This window comes from Erwinia sp. BNK-24-b (assembly GCF_047456155.1).
Taxonomy (GTDB): Bacteria; Pseudomonadota; Gammaproteobacteria; order Enterobacterales; family Enterobacteriaceae; genus Erwinia; species Erwinia phyllosphaerae.
In genome coordinates, this window is the sequence record NZ_CP179901.1 from 796,832 (window position 1) to 822,708 (window position 25,877).

The 25,877-nt window shown below is 53.1% G+C and carries 27 protein-coding genes; 23 read left to right on the forward strand and 4 right to left on the reverse strand.

Features of this window, described 5'->3' with window-relative positions:
- Nucleotides 1–2 precede the first annotated feature (2 nt).
- The 11 genes from cysN to rpoS all read left to right on the forward strand — a co-directional run bounded on the left by cysN (nucleotide 3) and on the right by rpoS (nucleotide 8,873).
- Complete coding sequence (gene cysN / locus ACMGGR_RS03650; RefSeq protein WP_414148190.1) at nucleotides 3–1,430, forward strand: sulfate adenylyltransferase subunit CysN; 1,428 nt, start codon at nucleotides 3–5, stop codon at nucleotides 1,428–1,430.
- Nucleotides 1,430–2,035 carry an adenylyl-sulfate kinase gene (cysC, locus tag ACMGGR_RS03655; RefSeq protein WP_246761802.1) on the forward strand — a complete coding sequence of 202 codons (606 nt, stop codon included), beginning with the start codon at nucleotides 1,430–1,432 and terminating at the stop codon, nucleotides 2,033–2,035. Before cysN ends, cysC begins: the two co-directional genes overlap by 1 nt.
- 55 nt (nucleotides 2,036–2,090) lie before the next feature.
- A complete protein-coding gene (locus tag ACMGGR_RS03660) occupies nucleotides 2,091–2,408 on the forward strand; it encodes a DUF3561 family protein (RefSeq protein WP_246761804.1) in 318 nt (105 codons plus the stop codon).
- A 203-nt stretch (nucleotides 2,409–2,611) separates the two neighbouring features.
- Nucleotides 2,612–2,917 (forward strand): cell division protein FtsB, encoded by a 306-nt coding sequence (gene ftsB / locus ACMGGR_RS03665; protein ID WP_246761806.1) that lies wholly within the window; start codon nucleotides 2,612–2,614, stop codon nucleotides 2,915–2,917.
- Nucleotides 2,918–2,920: 3 nt separating this feature from the next.
- Nucleotides 2,921–3,631, forward strand: coding sequence for a 2-C-methyl-D-erythritol 4-phosphate cytidylyltransferase (ispD, locus tag ACMGGR_RS03670; protein WP_246761807.1), 711 nt, complete (start codon nucleotides 2,921–2,923; stop codon nucleotides 3,629–3,631).
- Nucleotides 3,631–4,110 (forward strand): 2-C-methyl-D-erythritol 2,4-cyclodiphosphate synthase, encoded by a 480-nt coding sequence (gene ispF, locus ACMGGR_RS03675; RefSeq protein WP_246761913.1) that lies wholly within the window; start codon nucleotides 3,631–3,633, stop codon nucleotides 4,108–4,110. Before ispD ends, ispF begins: the two co-directional genes overlap by 1 nt.
- Entirely contained in the window at nucleotides 4,107–5,144 is a 1,038-nt protein-coding gene (gene truD, locus ACMGGR_RS03680; protein WP_414148191.1) for a tRNA pseudouridine(13) synthase TruD, read from the forward strand. Before ispF ends, truD begins: the two co-directional genes overlap by 4 nt.
- A gap of 86 nt (nucleotides 5,145–5,230) precedes the next feature.
- The gene (gene surE / locus ACMGGR_RS03685; RefSeq protein ID WP_246761811.1) at nucleotides 5,231–5,992 is read left to right on the forward strand and encodes a 5'/3'-nucleotidase SurE; all 762 of its coding nucleotides are present in this window, start codon (nucleotides 5,231–5,233) and stop codon (nucleotides 5,990–5,992) included.
- On the forward strand, nucleotides 5,986–6,612 hold the full coding sequence (locus ACMGGR_RS03690) for a protein-L-isoaspartate(D-aspartate) O-methyltransferase (RefSeq protein ID WP_246761813.1): 627 nt from the start codon (nucleotides 5,986–5,988) through the stop codon (nucleotides 6,610–6,612). Before surE ends, ACMGGR_RS03690 begins: the two co-directional genes overlap by 7 nt.
- Nucleotides 6,613–6,763: 151 nt before the next feature.
- Complete coding sequence (nlpD, locus tag ACMGGR_RS03695) at nucleotides 6,764–7,828, forward strand: murein hydrolase activator NlpD (RefSeq protein ID WP_246761814.1); 1,065 nt, start codon at nucleotides 6,764–6,766, stop codon at nucleotides 7,826–7,828.
- A gap of 52 nt (nucleotides 7,829–7,880) precedes the next feature.
- Nucleotides 7,881–8,873: an RNA polymerase sigma factor RpoS gene (rpoS, locus tag ACMGGR_RS03700; RefSeq protein ID WP_125287448.1), complete on the forward strand. Its 993-nt coding sequence runs from the start codon at nucleotides 7,881–7,883 to the stop codon at nucleotides 8,871–8,873.
- 67 nt (nucleotides 8,874–8,940) lie between these two features.
- On the opposite strand, the gene ACMGGR_RS03705 is transcribed toward rpoS, so the two are convergent.
- Both ACMGGR_RS03705 and mutS read right to left on the reverse strand, forming a co-directional pair.
- The gene (locus ACMGGR_RS03705; RefSeq protein ID WP_246761816.1) at nucleotides 8,941–10,290 is read right to left on the reverse strand and encodes a hypothetical protein; all 1,350 of its coding nucleotides are present in this window, start codon (nucleotides 10,288–10,290) and stop codon (nucleotides 8,941–8,943) included.
- Nucleotides 10,291–10,528: 238 nt separating this feature from the next.
- Complete coding sequence (gene mutS / locus ACMGGR_RS03710; protein ID WP_414148192.1) at nucleotides 10,529–13,084, reverse strand: DNA mismatch repair protein MutS; 2,556 nt, start codon at nucleotides 13,082–13,084, stop codon at nucleotides 10,529–10,531.
- Nucleotides 13,085–14,031: 947 nt separating this feature from the next.
- On the opposite strand from mutS, the gene ACMGGR_RS03715 reads away from it, so the two are divergent.
- The 12 genes from ACMGGR_RS03715 to ACMGGR_RS03770 all read left to right on the forward strand — a co-directional run bounded on the left by ACMGGR_RS03715 (nucleotide 14,032) and on the right by ACMGGR_RS03770 (nucleotide 24,485).
- The gene (locus ACMGGR_RS03715; RefSeq protein WP_414148193.1) at nucleotides 14,032–14,508 is read left to right on the forward strand and encodes a type II secretion system protein N; all 477 of its coding nucleotides are present in this window, start codon (nucleotides 14,032–14,034) and stop codon (nucleotides 14,506–14,508) included.
- Between the two features lie 32 nt (nucleotides 14,509–14,540).
- A complete protein-coding gene (gene gspD, locus ACMGGR_RS03720; protein ID WP_414148194.1) occupies nucleotides 14,541–16,496 on the forward strand; it encodes a type II secretion system secretin GspD in 1,956 nt (651 codons plus the stop codon).
- Nucleotides 16,493–17,947: a type II secretion system ATPase GspE gene (gene gspE / locus ACMGGR_RS03725; protein ID WP_246761823.1), complete on the forward strand. Its 1,455-nt coding sequence runs from the start codon at nucleotides 16,493–16,495 to the stop codon at nucleotides 17,945–17,947. Before gspD ends, gspE begins: the two co-directional genes overlap by 4 nt.
- Before the next feature lie 2 nt (nucleotides 17,948–17,949).
- Entirely contained in the window at nucleotides 17,950–19,155 is a 1,206-nt protein-coding gene (gspF, locus tag ACMGGR_RS03730; RefSeq protein WP_414148195.1) for a type II secretion system inner membrane protein GspF, read from the forward strand.
- 2 nt (nucleotides 19,156–19,157) lie between these two features.
- Nucleotides 19,158–19,604 (forward strand): type II secretion system major pseudopilin GspG, encoded by a 447-nt coding sequence (gspG, locus tag ACMGGR_RS03735; RefSeq protein WP_414148196.1) that lies wholly within the window; start codon nucleotides 19,158–19,160, stop codon nucleotides 19,602–19,604.
- Nucleotides 19,597–20,142: a type II secretion system protein gene (locus ACMGGR_RS03740; protein WP_414148197.1), complete on the forward strand. Its 546-nt coding sequence runs from the start codon at nucleotides 19,597–19,599 to the stop codon at nucleotides 20,140–20,142. The genes gspG and ACMGGR_RS03740 overlap by 8 nt, the downstream gene beginning before the upstream one ends.
- Nucleotides 20,139–20,501: a type II secretion system minor pseudopilin GspI gene (gspI, locus tag ACMGGR_RS03745; protein ID WP_246761828.1), complete on the forward strand. Its 363-nt coding sequence runs from the start codon at nucleotides 20,139–20,141 to the stop codon at nucleotides 20,499–20,501. Before ACMGGR_RS03740 ends, gspI begins: the two co-directional genes overlap by 4 nt.
- Nucleotides 20,498–21,088 carry a type II secretion system minor pseudopilin GspJ gene (gene gspJ / locus ACMGGR_RS03750; protein WP_414148198.1) on the forward strand — a complete coding sequence of 197 codons (591 nt, stop codon included), beginning with the start codon at nucleotides 20,498–20,500 and terminating at the stop codon, nucleotides 21,086–21,088. Before gspI ends, gspJ begins: the two co-directional genes overlap by 4 nt.
- A complete protein-coding gene (gspK, locus tag ACMGGR_RS03755; RefSeq protein WP_414148199.1) occupies nucleotides 21,085–22,068 on the forward strand; it encodes a type II secretion system minor pseudopilin GspK in 984 nt (327 codons plus the stop codon). Before gspJ ends, gspK begins: the two co-directional genes overlap by 4 nt.
- 14 nt (nucleotides 22,069–22,082) lie before the next feature.
- The gene (gspL, locus tag ACMGGR_RS03760) at nucleotides 22,083–23,234 is read left to right on the forward strand and encodes a type II secretion system protein GspL (protein ID WP_414148200.1); all 1,152 of its coding nucleotides are present in this window, start codon (nucleotides 22,083–22,085) and stop codon (nucleotides 23,232–23,234) included.
- Between the two features lie 64 nt (nucleotides 23,235–23,298).
- Nucleotides 23,299–23,697 carry a type II secretion system protein GspM gene (gene gspM, locus ACMGGR_RS03765; protein WP_414148904.1) on the forward strand — a complete coding sequence of 133 codons (399 nt, stop codon included), beginning with the start codon at nucleotides 23,299–23,301 and terminating at the stop codon, nucleotides 23,695–23,697.
- The gene (locus ACMGGR_RS03770) at nucleotides 23,694–24,485 is read left to right on the forward strand and encodes a prepilin peptidase (protein ID WP_414148201.1); all 792 of its coding nucleotides are present in this window, start codon (nucleotides 23,694–23,696) and stop codon (nucleotides 24,483–24,485) included. The genes gspM and ACMGGR_RS03770 overlap by 4 nt, the downstream gene beginning before the upstream one ends.
- A 42-nt stretch (nucleotides 24,486–24,527) precedes the next feature.
- On the opposite strand, the gene gspS is transcribed toward ACMGGR_RS03770, so the two are convergent.
- Together gspS and narL are read right to left on the reverse strand one after the other, a co-directional pair.
- Nucleotides 24,528–24,902: a type II secretion system pilot lipoprotein GspS gene (gspS, locus tag ACMGGR_RS03775; protein WP_414148202.1), complete on the reverse strand. Its 375-nt coding sequence runs from the start codon at nucleotides 24,900–24,902 to the stop codon at nucleotides 24,528–24,530.
- Nucleotides 24,903–25,170: 268 nt separating this feature from the next.
- Nucleotides 25,171–25,866 (reverse strand): two-component system response regulator NarL, encoded by a 696-nt coding sequence (gene narL / locus ACMGGR_RS03780; protein WP_414148203.1) that lies wholly within the window; start codon nucleotides 25,864–25,866, stop codon nucleotides 25,171–25,173.
- Nucleotides 25,867–25,877: the final 11 nt, after the last annotated feature.

Consider the following 25,877-nt stretch of genomic DNA (forward strand, 5'->3'; position numbering starts at 1 on the left):
AGATGAACAACGTCATTGCACAACAAATTGCCGACCAGGGCGGCGTGGAAGCCTGGCTACACGCTCAGCAGCATAAAAGCCTGCTGCGTTTTCTGACCTGCGGCAGCGTCGACGATGGCAAGAGCACGCTGATTGGTCGTCTGCTGCACGATACGCGCCAGATTTATGAAGATCAGCTCTCTTCGCTGCATAACGACAGCAAGCGTCACGGCACCCAGGGCGAAAAGCTGGATCTGGCGCTGCTGGTGGATGGCCTGCAGGCCGAGCGCGAGCAGGGCATCACTATCGACGTGGCCTACCGCTATTTCTCAACCGAAAAGCGTAAGTTTATTATCGCCGATACGCCGGGACACGAGCAGTACACGCGTAATATGGCTACCGGCGCATCAACTTGCGACCTGGCTATTCTGCTGATCGACGCGCGTAAAGGCGTGCTGGACCAGACGCGTCGCCACAGCTTTATCTCTACGCTGTTGGGTATCAAGCACCTGATTGTTGCCGTTAACAAGATGGATTTGGTCGAGTACAGCGAAGCGACCTTTGAGCAGATCAAACAGGACTATCTGGATTTTGCCGCACAGCTGCCGAACGATCTGGATATCCGCTTTGTGCCACTGTCGGCGCTGGAAGGGGAAAACGTTGCCGCGCCCAGCCAGGCGATGAGCTGGTATAGCGGCCCAACGCTGCTGGACGTGCTGGAAACCGTTGAGGTGAAACGCATTGTCGAGCAGCAGCCGATGCGCTTCCCGGTACAGTACGTGAACCGTCCTAACCTGGACTTCCGTGGCTACGCCGGTACGCTGGCATCAGGTTTTGTGAAGGTCGGCCAGCGCGTGAAAGTGCTGCCTTCCGGCGTAGAATCTTCCGTTGCCCGCATTGTGACTTTTGATGGCGATCTTGAAGAAGCGCAGGCTGGCGAAGCGATCACGCTGGTACTGAAAGATGAGATTGATATCAGCCGTGGCGATCTGCTGGTGGACGCCAGCGCCGAGCTGAAACCCGTGCAGTCGGCCAGCGTAGACGTGGTCTGGATGGCCGAGCAGCCGCTGGTGCCGGGTCAAAGCTTCGATATTAAAATCGCCGGTAAGAAAACCCGCGCGCGCGTTGAAGGCATTCAGTATCAGGTTGAAATTAACAGTCTGGACCGTCGCGAAGTCGAAAGCCTGCCGCTGAACGGCATCGGCCTGGTGGATCTGACCTTTGATGAGCCGATGGTGCTGGATAACTATCAGCAGAATCCGGTGACCGGCGGCATGATCTTTATCGATCGGCTCAGCAACGTCACGGTCGGTGCAGGGATGATCCGCGAAGCGAAAGAAGATGCGATACAGGCAAGCGGCGAATTCAGCGCCTTTGAGCTGGAGTTTAACGCGCTGGTACGTCGTCATTTCCCACAATGGGGCGCACGCGATCTGTCAGGCGGTCAATAATGGCCGCTCATGACGAAAACGTCGTCTGGCATTCGCACGCGGTAACGCGTGCGGAGCGCGAACAGCTGCACGGTCATCAGGGCGCGGTACTGTGGTTTACCGGGCTTTCCGGCTCTGGTAAGTCTACCGTTGCCGGTGCACTGGAACAGGCGCTGCATCAGCTTGGCGTCAGTACCTATTTGCTGGACGGCGACAACGTGCGCCACGGCCTTTGCCGCGATTTGGGCTTTAGCGAGAGCGATCGTAAAGAGAACATTCGCCGCGTAGGCGAAGTGGCAAAGCTAATGGTCGATGCCGGCTTAATCGTGCTGAGCGCCTTTATCTCGCCGCACCGTGCAGAACGCCAGATGGTGCGTGATATGGTAGGGGAAGGGCGCTTTATTGAAGTTTTTGTCGATACGCCGCTGGCCATTTGCGAAGCGCGCGATCCCAAGGGACTTTATAAAAAAGCACGCGCGGGCGAACTGCGTAATTTCACCGGAATCGATGCCGTTTATGAGGCGCCAGAACGGCCGGAAATTCATCTGGATGGCGAACAATTGGTAACAAATTTGCGCCTTCAAGTGTTAGATCTGCTACGCCAGCACGATATCATCAAAGCCTGAGATAGCCACGGCAAAACGCCTCAGAGCGGCCGTATTACGCGTCAACAGGATACTTATGCATAACGTTACGCCAATGCTGGCCCGCAAAGATGACAACCAGGAAGAACCTTCCTGGTCTTTTCCCGGTGGAGTAGCAGGCTTTGCCTGCTACTGGTTCGCGCTCGCGATCCCTTTCATGCTCTACGGCTCTAACACCTTGTTCTTCTTCCTCTATACCTGGCCTTTCTTCCTGGCGCTGCTGCCGGTTTCGGTGCTGGTCGGTATCGTCGCCAGCGTACTGCTGCGCGGTCATCTGATCTGGACGCTGCTGCTCACCGTGGTGGTGGTCATCGGCCTCTTCTGGCTGCTGTTTACGCTTTTGAGCGGCTGGTGAGCCACGCCGTTGCCGAAAGGTTTGCCCTGAAGGCGGCAAAATCTGATTTCTGAATGCACCTGGTGGTAACAGAAGTTTGCCTGCAAAAGCCATTTTACAGGCAGGGAACGCTTACCGATTCGCCAAACGATCGCTATTTCGCGGGCGGAGTGGAGTCGGAAGAGAAGTTATGGGATGATTGAGCCGTTTTTCAGGGGGCGGAGATGGGAAAACTTACGCTGCTGTTACTTGTGCTACTCGGCTGGCTGCAATATTCGCTCTGGCTGGGCAAGAACGGCCTACATGATTATACGCGCGTTAACGATGACGTCGCGGTGCAGCAAAGCAGTAACGCCAAATTAAAAGCGCGCAACGATCGGCTGTTTGCGGAAATCGACGACCTAAACGGCGGTTCCGAAGCTATCGAGGAGCGCGCACGCAATGAGCTGGGCATGATCAGGCCCGGTGAGACCTTCTATCGCCTTGTGCCGGATCGCAGTAAAAACGCGCAGGCCAATCAACAACGATAAAACATGACTAGCGCAGGTTCTGACGTGATTGCCGTAGTACCGGCTGCCGGTATCGGCAGCCGTATGCAGGCGGTCTGTCCCAAGCAATACCTCACCATCAGTGGCAGGACGATTCTGGAACACTCCATCGCTGGCCTGCTTGCGCATCCCGCGGTGAAACGGATTATCGTTGCTATCAGTCCGGACGATCCTTATTTCTTTACGCTGCCGATAGCCAGCGATCCCCGCGTACAGTGGGTGGTCGGCGGCAAAGAGCGCGCCGATTCGGTGCTGGCCGGACTTAAAGCTGCCTCCACGGCGCATTGGGTGCTGGTACACGATGCCGCACGTCCTTGTTTACATCTTGACGACCTTACTCGCCTGCTGGCCATTACCGAAACCAGTTCTGTCGGCGGGATCCTGGCCGCGCCGGTGCGCGATACCATGAAGCGTGCAAAACCGGACGATCCGGCCATTGCGCACACGGTAGAGCGTGAAGCTTTGTGGCATGCGCTGACGCCGCAGCTGTTTCCGCTTGCGCTGCTGCATGACAGCCTGGCGCGAGCCCTGCAGGAAGGCGCTACCATTACCGATGAGGCCTCGGCGCTGGAGTATTGCGGCTATCATCCGCAGCTGGTGATGGGCCGTAGCGACAACATTAAGGTAACGCGGCCGGAAGATCTGGCGCTGGCCGCTTTTTATCTGACTCAATTACACAATAAGGAGAGCGCATGATGCGTATCGGCCACGGTTTTGATGTTCACGCGTTTGGCGGCGAAGGCCCGTTAATTATCGGCGGCGTGCGAATTCCTTATGAAAAAGGACTGCTGGCGCATTCCGACGGCGACGTGGCGCTGCATGCGCTGACCGACGCGCTGCTGGGCGCGGCGGCGCTGGGCGATATCGGCAAGCTGTTCCCGGACACTGACGCCGCTTATAAAGGTGCCGACAGCCGCGAGCTGCTGCGCGAAGCCTGGCGGCAGATTGCGAAAAAAGGCTACGCCGTGGGCAACGTTGACGTCACCATTATTGCTCAGGCACCAAAAATGCTGCCGCACGTACCGCAGATGCGCATTAATATCGCAGAAGATCTGGGTATCCACATGGATTGCGTCAACGTCAAAGCCACCACCACCGAAAAGCTGGGCTTTACCGGCCGTGGTGAAGGCATTGCCTGTGAAGCTGTTGCGTTGCTGACTAAGGCAAGCGCGTGACCGCCTGGCTTTATGGTCAACCCGCTGCCAGCGGTGTGGTAAAGGCGAACCCGGAAGATTTCCTGGTGGTAGAAGATCTCGGCTATCGGCCAGACGGCGACGGCGAGCAGGTGCTGGTTCGCATTCGCAAAAACGGCTGTAACACTCGTTTTGTCGCGGAAGCACTGGCCAAGTTTGCCGGTATTCATCCGCGCGACGTCAGCTTTGCCGGGATGAAAGACCGTCATGCGGTGACCGAACAGTGGTTCTGCCTGCGCATTCCCGGTAAAGAAACGCCAGACTTCAACAGCCTGCAACTGGAAGGTTGTGAAGTGCTGGAAAGCGCGCGCCATCGCCGCAAGCTGCGTACCGGCGCGCTGCAAGGCAACGCGTTTACGCTGATTTTACGCCAGGTTTCTGATAGAGCTGACGTGGAGAAACGTTTGCAGCAGGTCGCTGAAAGCGGCTTTCCCAACTATTTTGGCGAGCAGCGTTTCGGGCACGACAACAACAATCTGACGATGGCGAAGCGCTGGGCAGCAGATGAAATTCGCGTACGCGAACGTAACAAACGCAGCTTTTTGCTTTCCGCCGCCCGCAGCGCGTTGTTTAATCAGGTAGCCAGCGACAGGCTGACGAAACAGGGATCGCTCACCAAAGTGATGCCTGGCGATGCGCTACAGCTTACCGGTCGCGGCAGCTGGTTTGTGGCAGAGGAAGCCGAGCTGACGACGCTTCAGGTGCGCACGGACAATAATGAGCTGCGCATAACGGCACCGTTGCCGGGCAGCGGCGACTGGGGCAGCAAAGGCGAAGCCCTGGCTTTTGAACAGCAAAGCCTGGCGCATGAGGCTGCACTGATTGCGCTGCTGGAACGTGAAAAAGTCGAGGCGGCGCGCCGCGCGCTGCTGGTCGTGCCGCGCGATCTGCGCTGGAACTGGTGGGATGACGTTACCGTCGAGCTGGCTTTCTGGCTACCGGCGGGCAGCTTTGCCACCAGCCTGGTGCGTGAACTGCTTAACCAGCCGCACGGTGAAGCAGAGGTAGGCGAGTAGAGCCGTCACGAAAAAATGCGCAGCGGCGGCAGGATGCTTCCGGGAGTGATATGATAGCTCGCAGATTAGAATCAAGAGGTTATCAGATGCGAATTTTGCTGAGTAATGACGACGGTATTCATGCGCCGGGCATTCAAACGCTGGCCGCTGCGCTGCGTGAGTTTGCCGAGGTGCAGGTAGTCGCGCCCGATCGCAACCGCAGCGGCGCGTCTAACTCGCTGACGCTGGAAACGCCGCTGCGCACCTTCAGCTATCCCAACGGCGATATCGCCGTCCAGATGGGGACGCCGACCGACTGCGTCTATCTGGGCGTCAATGCGCTGATGCGTCCCAAACCTGATATCGTGGTCTCCGGCATTAACGCCGGGCCAAACCTGGGTGATGACGTCATCTATTCCGGCACCGTGGCGGCGGCGATGGAAGGCCGTCATCTGGGCCTGCCCGCAATAGCCGTCTCTCTTGACGGCCATCAGCATTACGATACTGCGGCAGCGGTAACCTGTTCTATTCTGCGTGCGCTACAGCGTGAACCGCTGCGCACCGGCCGTATCCTGAATATCAACGTGCCGGACTTACCGTTAAGCGAGATCAAAGGCATCCGCGTTACCCGCTGCGGTAGTCGCCATCCCAGCGATCAGGTCATTCCACAGCAGGATCCACGCGGCCATACGCTGTACTGGATCGGCCCGCCTGGTGAAAAGCTTGATGCCGGCCCGGATACGGATTTTGCTGCCGTCGATGAAGGCTACGTATCGGTTACCGCGCTCCATGTTGACCTGACTGCCCATGGCGCGCAGGAGGTCGTTGCTTCATGGTTAGCCAGTGCTGAGGTTGCAAGCGAATGGTGACTCGCCGCATAGAAACCCTGTTAGCGCAGCTGCGTCAGCAGGGCATTACTGACGAAGCGCTGTTAAAAGCGATGGAGGCCGTGCCGCGCGAGCGCTTCGTTGATGAAGCCTTTGAACATAAAGCCTGGGATAACATGGCGCTGCCCATCGGCTCCGGCCAGACCATCTCCCAGCCCTATATCGTGGCGAGAATGACTTCGCTACTGGCATTAAAGCCTGACTCCCGCGTGCTGGAAATCGGCACTGGTTCCGGCTATCAAACGGCGATCCTCGCCCATCTTGTCGAACACGTTTACTCCGTCGAACGGATCAAAGGCCTGCAGTGGCAGGCCAAGCGGCGTTTAAAACAGCTCGATCTGCATAACGTTTCAACGCGCCACGGCGATGGCTGGCTGGGGTGGCCCGCACGCGGCCCTTTTGACGCCATTATCGTGACCGCCGCGCCACCGGAAATCCCGCTGGAATTAATGAACCAGCTGGAAGAGGGCGGAGTGCTGGTATTACCGGTAGGCGATGAGCAGCAGGAGCTAAAGCGCATTACCCGTAAAAACGGCGAATTTCTGGTCGAAACGATTGAGCCGGTGCGCTTTGTTCCGCTTGTGCAGGGCGAACTGGCCTGAGTTACCCGGGCAATTGTACACATCTGTTAATAGGCTCATCCGTTAATGGCACGCGACGGGCGATATTGCTACTATCCTATGGCTTCAGAATTTACGCCTGCAAATGCAGGTGATTACAGCTGTCACAGATTTGCCGTAACGGGGGATATACATGAGCACGGGAAGCCCGGTAATAAAATTGCGCCGTCTTGCGGCGATTTCATTTGTTGGCTTTTGGTTAGCTGGCTGTTCCAGCAATAATGCACCAGCACCTGTCAGCTCGGTTGGCAGCAACAGCGCGGCCGACAACGGCGGCGGCGGTCTGATTAGCCAGCCACCGCCGATTGTTTCACGTTCCGGCGGCACCATGGTCTCCGGCAACCAAAATGAAAACGTTGTTACGCAAAATGGCCATATCGTCTATAACCGCTCGTATGGGAATATTCCGAAAGGTAGCTACGGCGGACACACCTATACCGTTAAACGCGGCGACACGCTGTTCTATATTGCGTGGATTACCGGCAACGATTTCCGCGATTTAGCGGACAGAAATAACATCCCTGCACCTTACAGTCTCAACGTGGGCCAGCAGTTGCAGGTTAGTAACGGCTCCGGTAGCACCCTGACCGGCGGCAACGCGATTACCGCAGCAGATGCCACGGCCGGCGGCGTGCCAGCTCAGCCGACCAGTGCACAAATGAAAGGGGTAACGGTTGCGCGTCAGCCAGTTATTACGTATTCTGAGGATTCAGGTAAACCAAGTGAAGGCAAAATGTTACCTTCAGCCGGTACAAATAATGTCGCAATGACGACAGCGCCGGTAAGTGCTCCGACCGTCAGCAGTACAACGAACAGCTCTACTCCGGTAGGAAGCTGGCGTTGGCCGACCGACGGGAAGATTATCGATAACTTCTCTGCTTCCGAAGGTGGCAATAAAGGTATCGATATCGCGGGATCGCGAGGACAGCCCGTTGTATCAACCGCTTCAGGGCGCGTTGTGTATGCCGGGAATGCGCTACGCGGTTATGGCAACTTGATTATCATCAAACATAATGATGACTACCTGAGTGCATATGCCCATAACGATACGATGCTGGTCCGCGAGCAGCAGGAAGTCAAAGCGGGTCAGAAGATTGCGACCATGGGTAGTACCGGCACCAGCTCGGTTAGATTGCATTTTGAAATTCGTTACAAGGGGAAATCCGTAAACCCGTTGCGTTATTTACCGCAGCGATAAACCGGCAGAACCCTCTGGTGTTCTGCCCTGGGATCACGGGTAGGAGCCGCTTATGAGCCAGAATACGCTGAAAGTTAATGAGTTACATGAAGACGCGGAATTCGACGAAAACGGAGCTGAGATTTTTGATGAGAAAGCTCTTGTCGGAAATGAACCTGCTGATAACGACATAGCTGAAGAAGAGCTGTTGTCGCAGGGCGCCACACAACGTGTATTGGATGCGACGCAGCTCTACCTGGGAGAGATTGGTTATTCTCCGCTCCTTACGGCTGAGGAAGAGGTTTTCTTTGCTCGTCGTGCTCTGCGTGGTGACATTCCTTCTCGTCGCCGCATGATCGAAAGTAACTTACGTCTGGTAGTGAAGATTGCCCGTCGTTACAGCAATCGTGGTCTGGCTTTGCTTGACCTGATTGAGGAAGGTAACCTCGGTTTGATCCGCGCGGTAGAGAAATTTGACCCTGAAAGAGGGTTCCGTTTCTCTACTTACGCTACCTGGTGGATTCGTCAGACCATCGAACGGGCAATCATGAACCAAACCCGTACGATCCGTCTGCCAATTCATATTGTTAAAGAGCTGAACGTCTATCTGCGTACGGCACGTGAACTGGCCCACAAGCTGGATCATGAACCAAGCGCGGAAGAAATTGCTGAACAGCTTGATAAACCCGTTGATGACGTCAGCCGTATGCTGCGCCTCAACGAACGCATCACGTCAGTTGACACGCCGTTAGGCGGAGATTCTGAAAAAGCGCTGCTGGATATCCTGGCCGACGAAAAAGACAACGGTCCGGAAGATACCACCCAGGACGATGACATGAAGCAGAGCATCGTCAAATGGCTGTTCGAACTGAACGCCAAACAGCGTGAAGTGCTGGCGCGTCGTTTCGGCCTGTTAGGCTACGAAGCGGCAACGTTGGAAGATGTGGGTCGCGAAATTGGTCTGACCCGTGAACGTGTTCGCCAGATTCAGGTTGAAGGTCTTCGTCGTCTGCGGGAAATTCTGCAGGCTCAGGGACTGAACATTGAAGCCTTGTTTCGCGAATAAAACGGGCGCTTAAAAAGTGACTGCGAAAAGCGGTGGTGAAAACCACCGCTTTTTTATTGCCCGTTAATCAGACAATGTCTTTTACCTTATCTTTGGCATCGGATTTAACGTCCTGCATTGCATAGGTATCCATGACCGCGCCTTTATAAGCGCTCATCAGCATCTGCACCGGACTCACTTTGCCAGTCAGCAAGCCTTGCGCCACGCCTTTCAGCGCGTCAAAAGCCGTCTTCACGCCGCCGACAATCCCGCCTTTGATCACATCCCACGGATTAGTACTTTCCGCGCGCCCCATACCGGTCAGGACGTTGCTCAGCCCAGGAATAAAGGCCAGCGCCTTGCCCAGCTTCAGGCAGATCCCCTGAAAGCCGCTCTTGTTGGTGCCGTTAAGGTTCACCATCTCATCTTTGGTGGTGGTTAACCTGCCGTCTTTGGGGAAAGCCTTGTCCAGTCCCTGTTCCGCCACGTCTTTCACGATAGCGGCTTCGGTGCCGTGACGCGCATCGCCGTCTTTGGTCAGCCCTTCAATTTTGCCATTAGTGGAAATTTTGCCGCGATCGCCACCTTCGCGGTTATCCAGCGCCTTCACGTTGTTTAAAAAGTAAGACATGTTTTTGGCGGCCAGCGCCCGGCTTTTCTCGTCGGGATTATTCGACGTCCAGTCACCAAACTGCTTTTTCAGCTCATCCTGCTTAATGTCTTTCTGGTTGCCGAGATTTTTCAGCACGGGGTTGTCGTTAATAATCTGATCGGCGGAACGGTTGTCGCCATCCATATTCTTAAACAACGTGCTGCTGGAAGGCGGTACGCTGGTGTCCTTTTCGCTGGTCGGCATCGGCTGGGCGCTGGTGCCGCCATCCGTTGCCGTAGTGCCATCCGCCCCCGTGGTGGTGCCTGCTGCTGTCGTGCCGCTTGCGGCAGTAACGCCGGCGGAAGAGAGCAGCTCTTTCAACTGTGACAATGCGCTGCTGAGCTGAGAATCGGTAGAGCTACTGCCGGAAGTCTGCTGGCCTTCCTGACTTTGCTTGAGCAGTTTGCTGATGCTGTCGAGCAGCATCTGTAGCTGTGACATCACGTTTTGCGTACTGCTGCCGGACGTCCCGCTAGCGGAAGTCCCGTTGCCGGAAGCCTGGCTGCTGGCGGAAGATTGCTGCTGTGCAAGCTGCTCCTTCAGGCTTTTCAGCTCCTGCTGGCCCTGTTTGACCAGCGAGTCGATCAGCGTCTTGTAATCCGAACCTAACGAGGCGGTTGAGGTTTTCTGGCTGGTTTTGCCGTCAGCGCCGCCATACTGTAGCAGGCTGGACTTTTCCGAACCGGCAGCGCCACCGCCGTTTTGCGTCTTGCTAAAGCGTGCGGAGAACTGGCCCACGTTCATCGCCTCGCTGTTTATCCCACTGGGATTGACTCTCATGTTCATGACACGCTCCACTGGATTAGATGAAATGACACGGACAAAACGGCGCGGCGTTAGCCGGGCCTTAACGCTTTATCACTGTCATTACGTGGGAGCGAAGTGAGGATGGTTCCATAAACAGGCGAGACAGGAGAAGAACCAGCGCGTTGCCATTCCGCAAAGGACAAACTGGCGCACGACATCCCTGTCGCAGCGCCCGGCACTTTTATCCCGTTATCCTGCCTTAGCAAAACAGAAGGGCTTACACCAGCGACTTCAGGCGATAAATCCACTCCAGCGCCTGGCGTGGTGAAAGAGAATCGGGATCGAGCGCCTCCAGCGCTTCGACAGCGGGTGACGTCTCCTCAACCAGCAGCGGTAGCTGGGGACCTTCGGCACTGCCGGACGCCGCGTTGCCTGACAGGGTTTCCAGCTCCTTAAGCTTCTGCCGTGCGCGTTTGATCACCTCTTTTGGCACGCCCGCCAGCGCCGCTACCGCCAGACCATAGCTTTTACTTGCCGCGCCATCCTGCACGCTGTGCATAAAGGCGATGGTATCGCCATGCTCAACCGCGTCCAGATGCACGTTGGCCACACCCTCCATTTTCTCTTCCAGCGTGGTCAGCTCAAAATAGTGGGTGGCGAACAGCGTCATGGCTTTAATGCGGTTGGCCAGATTTTCTGCGCAGGCCCAGGCCAGCGACAGACCGTCGTAGGTGGAGGTGCCGCGACCAATTTCATCCATTAGCACCAGGCTGTATTCCGTGGCGTTGTGCAGGATATTGGCGGTTTCGGTCATCTCGACCATAAAGGTGGAGCGACCAGAAGCCAGATCGTCCGCCGCGCCGACGCGGGTAAAGATGCGATCGACAGGGCCAAGCACCGCCTCTTCCGCCGGTACATAGCTACCGATATAGGCCATCAGCGCAATCAGTGCGGCCTGGCGCATATAGGTACTTTTACCGCCCATATTGGGACCGGTGATCACCAGCATGCGCCGCTGTGGCGACAGCGTCAGCGGGTTAGCAATAAACGGCTCTTTCAAGACCTGCTCGACCACCGGATGACGGCCGCCGACCAGCTTAATGCCGGGCTTATCGGTAAACGTCGGACGGTTGAAGTTCAGGGTCCAGGCGCGCTCTGCCAGGTTTGCCAGCACGTCCAGTTCGGCCAGCGCGGCGGCGCTAATCTGCAACGCTTCCAGATGCGGCAGCAGTAAATCGAACAGCTGTTCATACAGCGCTTTTTCCAGCGCCAGCGCCTTACCTTTGGAGGTGAGAACCTTGTCTTCATACTCTTTCAGTTCGGGGATGATATAGCGTTCGGCATTTTTCAGCGTCTGGCGGCGCACGTAGTTGATCGGCACCAGATGGCTCTGCCCACGGCTGACCTGGATATAGTAGCCGTGGACGGCGTTGAAGCCGACCTTCAGCGTATCCAGCCCCAGCTTCTCGCGCTCGCGGATTTCCAGCCTGTCCAGATAGTCCGTGGCGCCATCGGCCAGCGCGCGCCATTCGTCCAGCTCCTCGTGATAGCTAGGCGCAATCACGCCGCCGTCGCGTACCAGCACCGGCGGCGTTTCGATAATGGCTTTCTCCAGCAGCTCGCGCAGCTCGTCAAACTGGCCCATCTGCTTACGCAGCGTTTGCAGATGCGGGATATCGCTGTCGACTAACAGCGCATCCAGTTCAGGAAGCTGCTGAAAAGCGTGACGCATTCTGGCCAGGTCGCGCGGACGAGCGGTGCGCAGCGCCAGGCGTGCCAGAATACGCTCAAGATCGCCCACCTGGCGCAACAGCGGTGCCACCTCGGCAGAGAAATCCTGCAGCGCGCCAATACTTTGCTGGCGATCGGTCAGCGTTTTCGTATCGCGGATTGGCATATGCAGCCAGCGCTTCAGCATGCGGCTGCCCATTGGCGTCACGGTTCTGTCCAGCACCGACGCCAGCGTATTGTCGATACCGCCTGCCAGATTCTGCGTAATTTCCAGATTGCGGCGCGTTGCGGCATCCATAATGATGCCGTCCTGCTGGCGCTCCATCGTCAGCGAGCGGATATGTGGCAGCGAGGTGCGCTGGGTATCTTTAACATACTGCAGCAGGCAGCCTGCTGCACGTAGCGCAAACTGCGCCTGTTCAACGCCAAAACCGTTCAGGTCGCGCGTGCCGAACTGCAACGTAAGCTGCTGTCGGGCGGTATCCACTTCATACTCCCACTGTGGACGGCGGCGCAGGCCGCGACGGTTCTCAATCAGCTGCATAGCGGCAAAATCTTCCGGATAAAGCAGCTCGGCCGGATTGGTGCGCTGGAGTTCCGCCGCCATCGTTTCCAGGTCGGTCGGTTCGGCCAGCCGGAAGCGGCCCGAGCTGATATCCAGCGTGGCGTAACCAAAACCGCGAGGTCCCTGCCAGATAGCGGCCAGCAGATTGTCCTGGCGCTCCTGCAATAACGCTTCGTCGCTGATGGTACCTGGCGTCACGATACGCACAACTTTGCGTTCTACCGGGCCTTTACTCAGCGCCGGATCGCCAATTTGTTCGCAGATGGCCACCGATTCGCCAAGCTGCACCAGCTTAGCAAGATAGTTCTCTACCGCATGGTAAGGCACGCCAGCCATAGGAATCGGCTCGCCAGCGGAGGCGCCGCGTTTAGTTAACGAAATTTCCAGCAGCTGAGAAGCGCGTTTGGCATCGTCATAGAAGAGCTCATAAAAATCGCCCATCCGATAGAACAGCAGGATTTCCGGGTGCTCGGCTTTCAGACGCAGGTACTGCTGCATCATTGGGGTGTGCGAACCGATATTTTCTAATGTACTCATAGTGTTGAGATGTCCATTATCATAAATAGTAGAGAGTTAAGTGATGTTATGGTTATCATTTTTCTCACGTTGTCTCGCTGGATCTCATGAAATCCTACATTTTCCTGCAGGCAAAAGTGTCGCTTGCCAGACATGTAGAGGGGAAAAAAGCAGCTTTGCGTGCCACAACCCACACTTCTTTTCACGAGTACGTAGCGAATATGATAACGGAGTCTTTATGGCAGGAAAACCAGCGTGACAGGCCCTTTCTTCGAGCGTGCTCGAAACAACGAGATCGGATGATGGCGGGAACGCTGTTATCGATCGACACGGCCCTGAATCTGCCAGCCCGGTGAGTCGTTCGTGTACTCGACAGGATCGCAGCCAACCGAGGATATCCCGTCATGCTTCATTGCGCTACGTGAAACAGACATTGTGGTACCGCAGGCGATAGGGATAATGGCCCTGAATCCTTTAATAAACAGACCGCACGCACGGCAGGCGAATGAGACGGTTTAACGTTTTTTTAATTTATTATTAATTAAGGCTATTAAATTAATTTAATGCGATTTTATTTTTTGTAAATTAGCGATTGTTAAAGTCACCTGTCCAGCATTAGCGTGATAAAAATGGCATCACGATAACGCTGCTGCAGGCGATTTACAGCGGTAAGTGCCGCATCATTATTCGTCTGGAAGGGGGGTAAGTTCGGGATATAAGATGAGGGAGGTAATTACTCATCCAGAATAACCGATGCAGCAGAGGTGAAAATTAATTCGACTGTCAGCACAGGCGATGATATAACGATAGCCCACAATGCCGGAACACCCGGTGGCGCTACAGTTATAGTATTTGAAAAAAACTTTACGAGAAGAAAACCAGTTTTTATTAATTTTGTGAAAAAAATAGGCGCAACGAGCTTCTTTTTATCGCATGCCTGTTAATGAATTATAATTAAAGGATGTTTGGTGAGTAAACGCGGCCTTAATCTTTTTATGATGATGATTACGCTGTTAGTCTTATCTGCGACAGGTGTTACTTTGTATAATAAAAGCCCTGACAAGAAGATAACATCTGGCGTCATTCCGTTTAAAAAAGATGAAGCATCAAGCCAGCTTGCGTTAACCGACTTGCCCTTGTTCAAAAACAAAAAAAATGTATTGTCTGATGAATGGGCGGTCGGACCCGATCCGCTGCCGGATGGTGTTTTAATGAATGCGCCTCTGGCAGAAAACGCGATAAAGCTAACGGGTACGCTGGCCGGTAGCGATTGTCAAAAATCGATCGCTATTATTGAGATGAACGGTATCCAGCGAAGCTATACGTGTTTTGACCATTTAGAAAACAACAACCAGAAAATAATCAGGATTTTCTCTGGCAAGGTGATTATTGATAACAATGGCTATTATGAATCTTTACAAATTAATAAAGATGAGTGGCGGTAGGTTGTGCCTGTTTATCAAAGAAGGTATTCCGAATGTTCTGTAATGCTTTAAAAAGATTTTCTGGTTTTTTTCCGGCTGCAGGCTGGGCATTAATACTGGTTTTAGTCGTGCCGGGTCAGGCAGTCGCTGAGGGATTTTCAGCAAGCTTTCAAAATGCGGATATTCGCGAGTTTATTAACACCGTCAGTAAAAATCTCAACAAAACTATCATTATCGAACCTTCGGTGCAGGGCACGATAAGCGTAAAAAGTTATGAGGAGATGGATAGTGAACAGTACTATCAATTCTTCCTGAGCGTGCTGAACGTTTATGGTTTTTCTGCTGTCTCCACAGCAGAAAACGTTATCAAAGTAATCCCTGAGCAAAATGCCAGGGCAGCCGGCGTGCCGCTGGTGCTGGACGGAAAGGTGCCGGTTGGAGATGAAGTGATTGCCCGCATGGTCTCTTTACATCACGTATCAGGCAGGGAGCTGGCACCGCTGTTACGCCAGCTTCACAATGCCGCAGAAGGCAGTATTATTCACTACAACCCGTCCAACACGGTACTGATGACCGGACGTGCATCTGTTATCAATCAGCTGGTTTCTATCGTTAAGCGTCTTGATGAAGATGCAAGTTTTGCCGTGGAAACGCTTCATCTTGAGAATGCCTCGGCGAGTGAGGTTGCGCGTATGTCGGCTTCATTACAGGGCAAAACCGACGGGGGCGCAGGCGATCGTGTTTACGTCACGGTTGTCGCGGATGAAAGAACCAATTCCGTATTGGTTACCGGTGATAAACAGGCGACTAAACGCATGGTTGCCACCTTAAAAAGGCTGGATCAGAACCGGGGCAGCGTTGAGGCAGGAAACACCCGCGTTATTTATCTTAAATATGCGAAGGCAGAGAATCTGCTAAAGGTGCTTACCGGCGTGATTAATGAAAAATCAAACACGCCTAATGAGAGTGCTTCGCTGGAAATTAATACGATTTCAAACAACGGCACCACGATTAAAGCCGATGCTCAAACTAACGCATTGATTATAAGCGCGCCGCAGCCTGTATTACGCGACATAGAAAAAGTTATCGCCAGGCTCGATATCCGGCGTGCACAGGTTTTGGTTGAAGCAATCATTGCCGAAGTCTCTGATGCAGAAGGATTAAACTTTGGCATCCAGTGGATGAACAATCGTGCGGGCGGCACTAATTTCCCTTCTGCGGGCGGTTCCGTTACGACACTGCCGGAAAAAGGCATGGTTAACGCGCTTTCAGGCGCAACAGGACTGGCAACCGGTTTTTATAGCGGCAACTGGTCCGGCTTACTTAACGCGCTAAAGACCAACAGTAAAAATAATATCCTGGCAACACCGAGCATCGTTACGCTGGACAATGTTGAAGCGGAATTTACCGTCGGTCAGGAAGTGCCGGTATTAACCGGTTCGCAAACCACTTCGGGCGACAATGTTTATAACTCGGTAGAACGGAAAAGCGTTGGTATTAAGTTAAAAGTTACGCCGCAAATCAACCAGGGCGATGCTGTGATGATGAATATCGAACAGGAGGTCTCCAGCGTCTCTGAAACCGGCGTCAATAGCGAGCTTGGCCCGACGTTCGATACGCGCGTAGTAAAAAATGCCGTTCTGATTGGAACAGGAAAAACCGTAGTAGTGGGCGGCCTGCTGGATACCAGCAACAGCAATACCGAAAGCAACGTGCCTCTACTGGGACGTATTCCGCTGTTGAAATATCTGTTCGGTACGACAACCCACAAGGTAACGAAACGAAACCTGATGCTTTTTATCCGCCCGACGATTATTCGCCAGGAGGAAGATTTCACGCGCGTTAGTCAACAATCCCGTGGGAAATTCGATCGGTACGAGATGAAAGATATCGCCCGGGCCGATATGAAAAGCTCCGTCGACCGCGAGCTTAATTTATCAGGCGAGCGCGGTGGATTAAATAACGTCCTTGACCAGATAAATGCTTTCTATGCCGGGCAACCGCGATGAGCGAGATGTTTTCCTTTACCTGGGTACAAAAAGCGGGCGTGTTCACTAAAAACGACTGCCTCTATTTTCGGCCAGACGCCAGCCTGCAGGCTATACGAGAGGCGCTACGCGTGACGTCAGGCTGCACCATGCAGCCGCTATCGGCTGAGGCTTTTACGCAGTACGTTATCGAAGCCTATCAGCAGGATGCTTCCCAGGCGCGACAAATGATCGAAACGCTCGGCAACGAGGCCAACCTTTTTGAACTGGCTGAAGCGCTACCTCAGGATGAAGATCTGCTCGACTGTGATGATGACGCGCCCATTATTCGCTTTATTAACGCCATGCTGGCAGAAGCGATAAAAGAGGGCGCGTCGGATATCCATGTTGAGCCTTACCAGCACAATCTGCTGATCCGTTTTCGCGTAGACGGCGTGCTGCGTCCCGTACTGTCGCCGCCTCGTCAGCTGGCCGCCGTGCTGATTTCCAGAATCAAAGTCATGGCCCGGCTGGATATTGCGGAGAAACGTCTGCCGCAGGATGGGCGTATTGCACTACGTATCGGGGGGCGCGCCATTGACGTGCGTCTTTCGACACTCCCGTCGCGCTACGGCGAGCGGTTAGTTATGCGCCTTCTGGATAAAAATGCCGTGCAACTGGATCTTGCGCGGTTAGGAATGGCCGAGGCACAGCGCGAAAGCATGGCGGAATTACTACGTCATCCTCACGGCATCATTTTGGTTACCGGGCCGACAGGGTCCGGCAAAAGCACCACGCTGTATGCCGCTCTCAGCCAAATTAATAGCCAGGAACGGAATATCATGACGGTTGAGGATCCGATTGAGTATGAGCTGGAAGGAATAGGGCAAACTCAGGTCAATACCAAGGTAAAAATGACCTTCGCCGCAGGTTTAAGGGCGATTTTACGTCAGGATCCGGACGTGGTGATGATTGGCGAAATCCGCGATACGGAAACGGCGCAGATAGCCGTGCAGGCTTCGCTTACCGGGCATCTGGTGCTCTCTACCTTACACACCAATAGCGCAATTGGCGCTATCGGACGCCTGCGCGACATGGACGTCGAGCCTTTTCTGCTGGCCAGTTCGCTGACTGGCGTGCTGGCACAGCGTCTGGTCAGAACATTATGCGTGGCCTGCCGCAGGCCAATAACCCTAACGCCTGCCCAGGCGCGTAGCTTCGGTTTCGAACTACAGGGAGATAAGCAGCAAATTTACCAGCCGACCGGTTGTGAAGCCTGTAACCACAGCGGCTACCGTGGCAGAACAGGTATCCATGAGCTGATTCTGGTCGATACGCCGCTTCGCCAGGCGATAACCCGGCTGCAAACTGAAACGGAGCTGGAACAGATCGTGCGCCGCAATACCACTTCGATTCGCCACGACGGCTGGCAAAAGGTGCTGGCTGGTCATACTTCGCTTGAAGAAGTGGTCAGGGTTACAAGGCAGGATTGAAGATGAGATTTCGCTACAGTGCTGTTGATCGCCAGGGAAAGAAGCAGCGCGGCTGGATTGATGCACCTTCCCGGCGGCTCGCTTGCCAGAGCCTGCTGGAGAAAAACCTGCAGGTCACGGCGATAAAACAGTCGGATGAAGCTTCCGCTCTGCCGTTTTTCCCTGGCAAACACCATATGCGCGGTAACGATCTGGTGATTTTTACCCGGCAGCTGGCCACATTACTGAGTGCAGCGTTACCGCTGGAAGATGCTTTGCAGACGATAGCGCAACAGTGCGAAAAAACGGCGCAGCAAAAGGTTGTCCAGCAGCTGCGCCAGCAGGTACTGGAAGGGCGCGCTTTTTCTGAAGCATTAGGCGGCTATAAAAAAACCTTCAGCAGGCTCTATCGCGCCGTGGTGGCGGCAGGCGAGTCATCGGGAAAATTAGCGCTGGTTCTGACGCGTCTGGCTGACCACACCGAACAAAGCCAGAAAATCAAGAGTAAGCTTTTGCAGGCTTTGCTCTATCCGCTACTGCTGACGCTGATCGCCATTGCCGTCATCGTCATATTATTAACCTCGGTCGTTCCCAAAGTTGTCGAGCAGTTTATCTACTTAAAAGCGGAGCTTCCCGTTACCACGCGTATTTTGCTGGCAATAAGCGAAGGGTTAGCAACGTGGGGAATAGCGATGTTGATGATGATTGTTCTCTTTACGCTGCTCGTCAGATACCTGTTAAAAAAACCGCGCTATCGGCGGCAGTTTGACCGCTTCTTTTTAACCTTACCCGCGTGCGGGAAAGTATCGCTTAACCTGAATATAGCCCACTACGCCAAAACGTTAAGCATACTCAGCGCCAGCGCGGTGCCTTTACTGGAAGCCATGCAGATAAGCGCTTTAGTCGTTAACAACAGCCATGCACGTCAGGCGCTGATTCGCGCACAGGAGCGAGTCCGCGAAGGCGCCGAGCTGTCGCACGCGTTAACAAAGAGCGGTCTTTTTTCACCCATGATGCGCCATATGATTGCTTCAGGAGAACGTAGCGGAGAGCTGGATAATATGCTTGGCCGCGCCGCTGATATTCAGCAGGAAACGTTTATGAATCAAATCACCACTATGGTCAGTCTGTTTACACCCTTATTAATTATCGTTATGGCAGGCATGGTCTTTTTTATCGTACTGGCCATTTTGCAACCTATTATGCAAATGAATAGCCTTGCAGGATAAACATGGAAACAGGAAAAATGATGGAAATAAAAAGAAAGCATGAGCGCGGCTTTACGCTGCTTGAAGTGATGATCGTTGTGGTTATTTTAGGCGTGTTAGCCAGCCTGATGCTGCCCAGCCTGATGGGGAATAAAGATAAGGCGGACAGGCAAAAAGCGATCAGCGATATTGTGACGCTCGAAAATGCACTGGAGATGTACAAGCTTGATAATAACGTCTATCCCACGACGGAGCAGGGTTTAAATGCGCTGGTTAAAAAACCGGTTATTGCTCCGGTGCCACGCAATTATCGTCATGACGGCTATATTCGCCGCCTGCCGAAAGATCCCTGGGGCAATCCGTATCAGTTAAAAAGCCCTGGCGATCGCGGCGCGGTAGATATTTACTCGTTTGGCCCTCAGGGTGTGGAAGGGAAAGAGAGTATTAATAACTGGACGCTGGATGAATAACGGTGCCGCTGGCATAAAGGGTTTTACCTTATTAGAAATAATGCTGGTGATGGTGATCCTTGCGGGGCTGGCGACGCTGGTGGTCAGTCGGGCACCGGCCGACAATTCGCGGCAGGAAGGCGAGAGGCTTGCCTGGTCCATTCGCCAGGTAGCCGAGCGTGCGGAGCTGGAAAATAAAATCTACGCGCTTGCTGTGTTTACCAATGGCCTGCAACTTAAGGTATTAAGTCGCCAGGCTCTTCATGGAGAAGCCAGTAAAAGCTGGCCCGGCTATTACTGGCATCAGGCCAGGCTAATGAAAAAATATCCGATGTTCTCTTTGCCGCAGCACATGCGTTTATCGCTCAGGATTGAGAATAAATCCTTCGAGCTTCAGGCGATGGAAAACAATACGCAGCCGCCGCAGCTGGTTTTTTTTCCTGACGGTGAAATCATTGATTTTACGCTGGGTATTTATGCTAAAGGAAAATTAACAGGAAGGATAACTATTCATAACGGCAGTATGGCTTTTATTCCTTTTGCAGAGAATGCTCTATGAAATGCAAAGGAATGACGCTATTAGAAGTTCTGTTTGCAATGGCGATTTTAGCGCTGGCAGGGATAACGTTACTTAATAGCGGCGCGGAAAAAGTCAGAAATCTTGAGCGGCTACAGCAAAAACAGCTGGCGGCATGGGGGGCGGAGGATCTGGCCATTAACATCAAATTAAGCAAAACGCTGCCGGAAGGAACGAGCCAACCTGAAAAGTTTCAGGTGGGGGAGAAGAGCTTTTACAGATGGTGGCGGATACAGGCAACGAGTTATAAAAACGTATACCTGCTGCAAATTGATGTTTCTGCTGACGAAAGGCATGAGGACAACCTTTATTCTTTAAAAACCTGGCTGGTAAAAAAATGAGAAGCATGCAGCGAGGATTTACCCTGCTTGAAATGATGGTGGCGCTAATGATTTTTTCTCTGGTTAGCTTATCGGGGGTAATGCTGCTCCAGGGAACATTACGTACTGGCGAGCAAATCAAAATAAAAAGTGCCAACTTCAGTGCTCTGCAAAGAGCTATTTTCCTGCTGGAACGGGATTTTTCCCATGCGGTCGCCCGCCCAATCAATGCGCAGCATGATAACGACCTGCATCCGGAAATACGCTATCTCCAGCAAACGCAGGAAAACAGCAGCGTAACGCTTTTACGGACAGGTAAATTTAATCCTGGCGGCCAACTTTCCCGCGCTTCGCTGGAGTGGGTCAGATGGCGAACGGTGGACGGTAATTTATTACGCGCCAGCGCGCCTTTTCAGGATGAGACGGCTGATATGCAAGAAAAGCGCATCCTTGCAGACGTAAGCGCGTTTCAGATACGTTTTTTTGCCAAAAAAGTCTGGCTGAATCGCTGGCTCTCCACCACGACCTTACCTGAAGCCATTGAAATTACCCTGAAGCTACGTTCCGGAACGTTAAAACATCTGATTTTACTCACGGAGAGCGAATGAAAAGCAGGCAGCACGGAATGGCGTTGATTATGGTGCTGATGATGATTGCGATTATGGCCGCGCTGGTCACCGCTACTCAACAATACTGGCTACAGGCCTTCAGCCGTAGCGGCAATTTACATTCTCGCATGCAGGATAAGTGGGCAGTGTTGGGCGCGGAGTCGGTAATTATTCATCACTATTCAGAGGCGTTATCGGCATCCGTGTTGCGGCCGAAAAATACAGGGAAAATGTCATTCCTGAAACTGGACGGACACATCTTTAATATTAATTTTCGCGACCTCCAGACCTGCTTTAATCTCAACGCCATGTTTGATGAGGCTAAAAAAACAGCGCCGCAGCAAGAAAATAATTCCGTGGATGCCGATGAGGTTGCAGACAGTAGCTTTGATCAGCCAGCCAGCACGATGCAGGAAAACGATAACGCGACAGCAAAGAATTATGCAGAGCAGGTCTTTATACGCCTGCTGCAAAATACCGGAAGCAAAGAAGAGGAGGCAAAGGCCATTGTTGATTATATTCAGGACAACAGCCGAAAAACCGGCAGGATGTTGGCTGACATTACCGAGCTGCGTCAGGCGCGAGTAATCAGCCCAAAGCAATGGCGTGCTCTTTCCGGCATGCTGTGCGTATTACCGGATACCCGGCTAAAAATTAGCGTCAATGGATTAACAAAGAAAGACCTTCCTTTTGTTTCCGCGCTGCTGGGAACGGCTTTAACCCAGCAAGAGTTAGACCGCTGGCTCGCTGCGCGTCCGCAAAAAGGTTGGCATTCGCTGGAGGCGTTAAAAAATGCCGGCCTGCCTGAAGAGAGTGTAACTGCGCTGAACAGAATAAAGGAACACCTGTCATTCAACAGCGACTATTTTGAGTTGAAAATAGAGCAGCGCGATACGTCAGCCTGGCCCTTAAGCAGCTGGATAAAACGCTCGGACAGTGGCTTTAAGGTTATCAAACGTCAATACGGTATAAGTGAATAAGCGGGCGGGTTTAAATGATAAAAACATCCCAGGGCATTATTATTATTCGTGCAGGCCACCAGCATGATGCTGCTTTTTTATGGTTCTACCGTTCGCCTCAGGGAGACTATTTTGCAGGCAGTCTGGATAATATCGTTTTGCCAAAAAGACTATTCAGAGAAAACAAAGTTATTTTCCTGATGCCCTCCAGCCGGCTATTGTTTTGCGATATAGCCGCGGCGAACCTGAAAAAACCTTCGTTACAGACGTTAATCTGGCAAATTGAAAGCGAACTGCTGAGCGAGGCTGAATCCCTGCATGGCGTTATTCTTGGCCGCGATAACGGCCAGTACAGTGTCGCGGCGGTGGAGAAACAGCTTTTTGCCCGGTGGCTGGAGCGTCTGCGTCAGGCTGGCATAACGCCTGATGCCGTCTACCCGGACGTGCTGGCGCTTCCCTGCCACGCCGCGATAAAGCTGGGCGAGGAGTGGCTGGTAAGGTATGGCCCGACAAAAGGCCTTTGTGCCAGCGAAACGTACCTGGCTTTGTTATGGGATAAGACGGAAAACACAGCGCCGGTCCGCTGTTTCAGCGCGCCGGTTCCTGCTATTGCAGGCTGGGAAGCAGCCCCTGTTTGCACGGCTTCGGTACTTTTTGACACCCCTCTCTTACCCGAACACTCTTTTTTAACCAGCGAGTTTCAGCCCAGGCCCGCGCTGACGCGCCTGGCGGGCTTTAAAGCACTGATTATCGGTTCCGCTGTATCGGCACTGCTACTGGCAGGGCTGCCTTTTTTTGAAGCTTACTCTGCTATGCGGCAGGCCAGTCAGCTGGAAAACCAGGCCCGCCAGCAGGCAGGAAGCCACTTTTCCTCCTTGCCTGAACGCGTGCCGTTACGAGCATGGCTGGAGCAGAAGCTGAGCCGTTCCTCGCCAGCGTCGTCTTATGGTCTCCACGGCATGCTGGAAAAAAGCTATCCGCTGCTGGCGCAAATCCATCAGGGGCAAACCGAAGCCCTGACGTGGGACAGCGAACAGCAAACCCTGACTTTTACCCTTGCCGATACGCAACCTGACCTGCCCGGGCTGGCCAGTGGGCATGCCGTTGAAGGATTGCTGGTGCAAGCGGAGCCGCAAAAAAGAAAGCGAGTCCGGCTGATAATTCGACGAGTAAATGATGAAGGTTAATAAAATAGTGGGCGCATGGCGTTGCCGCAACCGGCGTGAAAAAATCTTAATAGCGGTACTGGCTATGATAATTTTGCTGGCGGGGGGAAAGGTGCTTGTTCTTGATAACTTAAGCGCTTATCGGCTACAGGCTCAGAAGCGGCTGACGGTAGCGCAGCGGCAGTTAATCTGGTTACAACAGCACGAACGAGAACTGGCAGCAGCAGGCCAGGCGGAAAAAGTAAAAGCGGATAACACCCTGACAGAGCGTGTACAGAATACGCTTCCCGATAATATCAGCATCAATGAATGGCAGGAGCGGCCCGATCGCCGTTTTATTCTGTTTATAACCACGCCAGATCTTTATTCAGTGGTAACGTGGCTTAATCAGCTGGAGACGCAGCAGCAGATCCTGGTCGATAAATTTAGCTTCAGCCTTAAAAATGAAACGGCTGAAGTTATCCTGAGGGAAAGAGAGCAATGAGTCTCTGGTGGCACGCTCAACCGCAATGGCTACTGCATCTTTTCTTCGCTTTAACGGGCGCTGTTGCGGGGAGCTTTATCAATGTGGTTATTTACCGCGTTCCCCTGATGATTGCGCAGGAAAATAACCTGCGCTACAACCTTTTCTTACCGCGCTCGCATTGTCCTGCCTGTTGCCAGACGCTGAACTGGTATCACACTCTTCCGATACTAAGCTGGTTACTTTTAAAAGGGAGATGCGGCTGGTGCAGCAAAAAAATAAGCATCCGCTATTTGCTGGTAGAGCTATTTTTTACGTTATTGGCTCTGCTGCTGTCATATTTAAAACAGGATCTCACCGAGGCTTTTTTTTCGCTGCTGTTCTGTGGTTTTCTGCTGCCGTTAACCCTGATTGATCTCAGAACAAAAATGTTGCCCGATATGCTGACCCTCCCTTTTTTATGGGCAGGGCTGCTGTTTCATGCGCTGGCACCAGCGTCTTTCCCGACCCTTGCTGATGCGGTTTACGGTGCTGTTGCAGGCTATGTGGCGCTCTGGCTGCTGTACTGGCTGTTTTATGGCATAACCGGGCGCGAAGGGCTGGGCTACGGTGATTTTAAGCTGCTGGCCGCGCTGGGTGCCTGGTTTGGCTGGGCGATGCTGCCAGGGATTTTATTGCTGGCTGCCAGCCTTGGTCTTATCGCGGCAGTGTTTGCCCGGCTGGTGAGTAATAAAAAGCTAACGCGTGAAATCCCCTTTGGGCCTTTTCTGGCGGCGGCGGGGCTGGCTTTTTACTTTTCCCCGTTCTGAGCGCCGGTACGGCTATTCGTACCGGTCATATAGTCAGGCTGGTTATTGACCGCTAATAAACGGCAGCAGCGAATCTGCCAGCTTCCGGCATTTTTCCTCGGTTAACCGGGGATCTTCATCGATTAGCTGCTGTTTTTTCATACTGATGAGATTGAGCGACTTATACTCTGCGGCACGGGTATTCCAGCCTCTTTTTTCTGCCAGCCCAAGCGCTCTTGCCGTCAGGGCTTGTTCATCCGGTAAGGTTGTTTGTGCACATTGTTGCCGCAAATAGCTGCCGCCTGCAATCAGCGAGGCAAGCTGTTCAACCTGCTCGGTGGCTATCGGAGCATTGACGCGGGAATGGTGACAGCCTGTCATAATAAAAGTAAGTGAGAAGGCAATAATAACCCGGTGGATAAAAGCATTTTTTTTCATGTAGTTCCCATTGGCGTTACGTCGCTAATAAAAAATTATCGATTTATTTAAAATAAGATATTTATTCGGCAGGGAATAATAGCGCTTTCCTTATTATTTTCAATAGCGGGTGAACGACATAAAATGCAATCAGGAATACTCAAGGAAAGTTAAATAAGCTGATATTAAATAATGATTGTTTTTATGTTAAGTGCCAGAAAAATATTTATCAATCCGCCGTGCTATTCTTTTATCATTCACTCTGAAATAGCAATGAATGAAAACGATACTAATAACCATTCTGCAAAGCCCAGACCGCCGCCTCTACCCGCGATTTTAATTTCATCTTTTTCAACAGGTGTTTTACGTGGACCTTGACCGTGCTTTCCGTAATGGAGAGCTTGCGGGCAATGGCTTTATTGGTCATACCCAGCGTAATCAGCTTCAGGATATCGCGCTCACGACGAGTCAGCTGCTCAATATCTCGCGCTTCAGCCGGGCGTGCTTCGCGCAGGCTGGTTACCAACACATTGGTCAATTTTTCACTCAGCACCATCTGTCCGGCGGCGGCCTGATGTAGCGCTTTTAGCAACGCTTCCGGTTCCATATCTTTTAGCAGATAACCGTCGGCCCCTCGCTTCAGCGCATTGACGACATCGTCTTCGTGATTAGAAACGCTAAAAACCACAATGCGGCCGGAGAGATCGACGGTGCGCAGCTGTAACAGCGTATCCAGCCCGTTCATGCCGGGCATATTTAAATCCAGCAGGATAAGGTCCGGATCGTGCTGTTCTGCCAGCATGACGCCCTGCGCGCCGTCGCTGGCTTCGCCTACTACCTGTAAACGTTCGTCCAGCTCAATCAACTGCTTAACGCCATTGCGCAGCATGGGATGATCGTCAATCAGCAGGATGGTGGCTTTCTCTTCTTTCACTCTGGTTTTCCTGAACAGGCGGCGGCGACAAATTACCCAATGATACCGCATTTTACCGATTA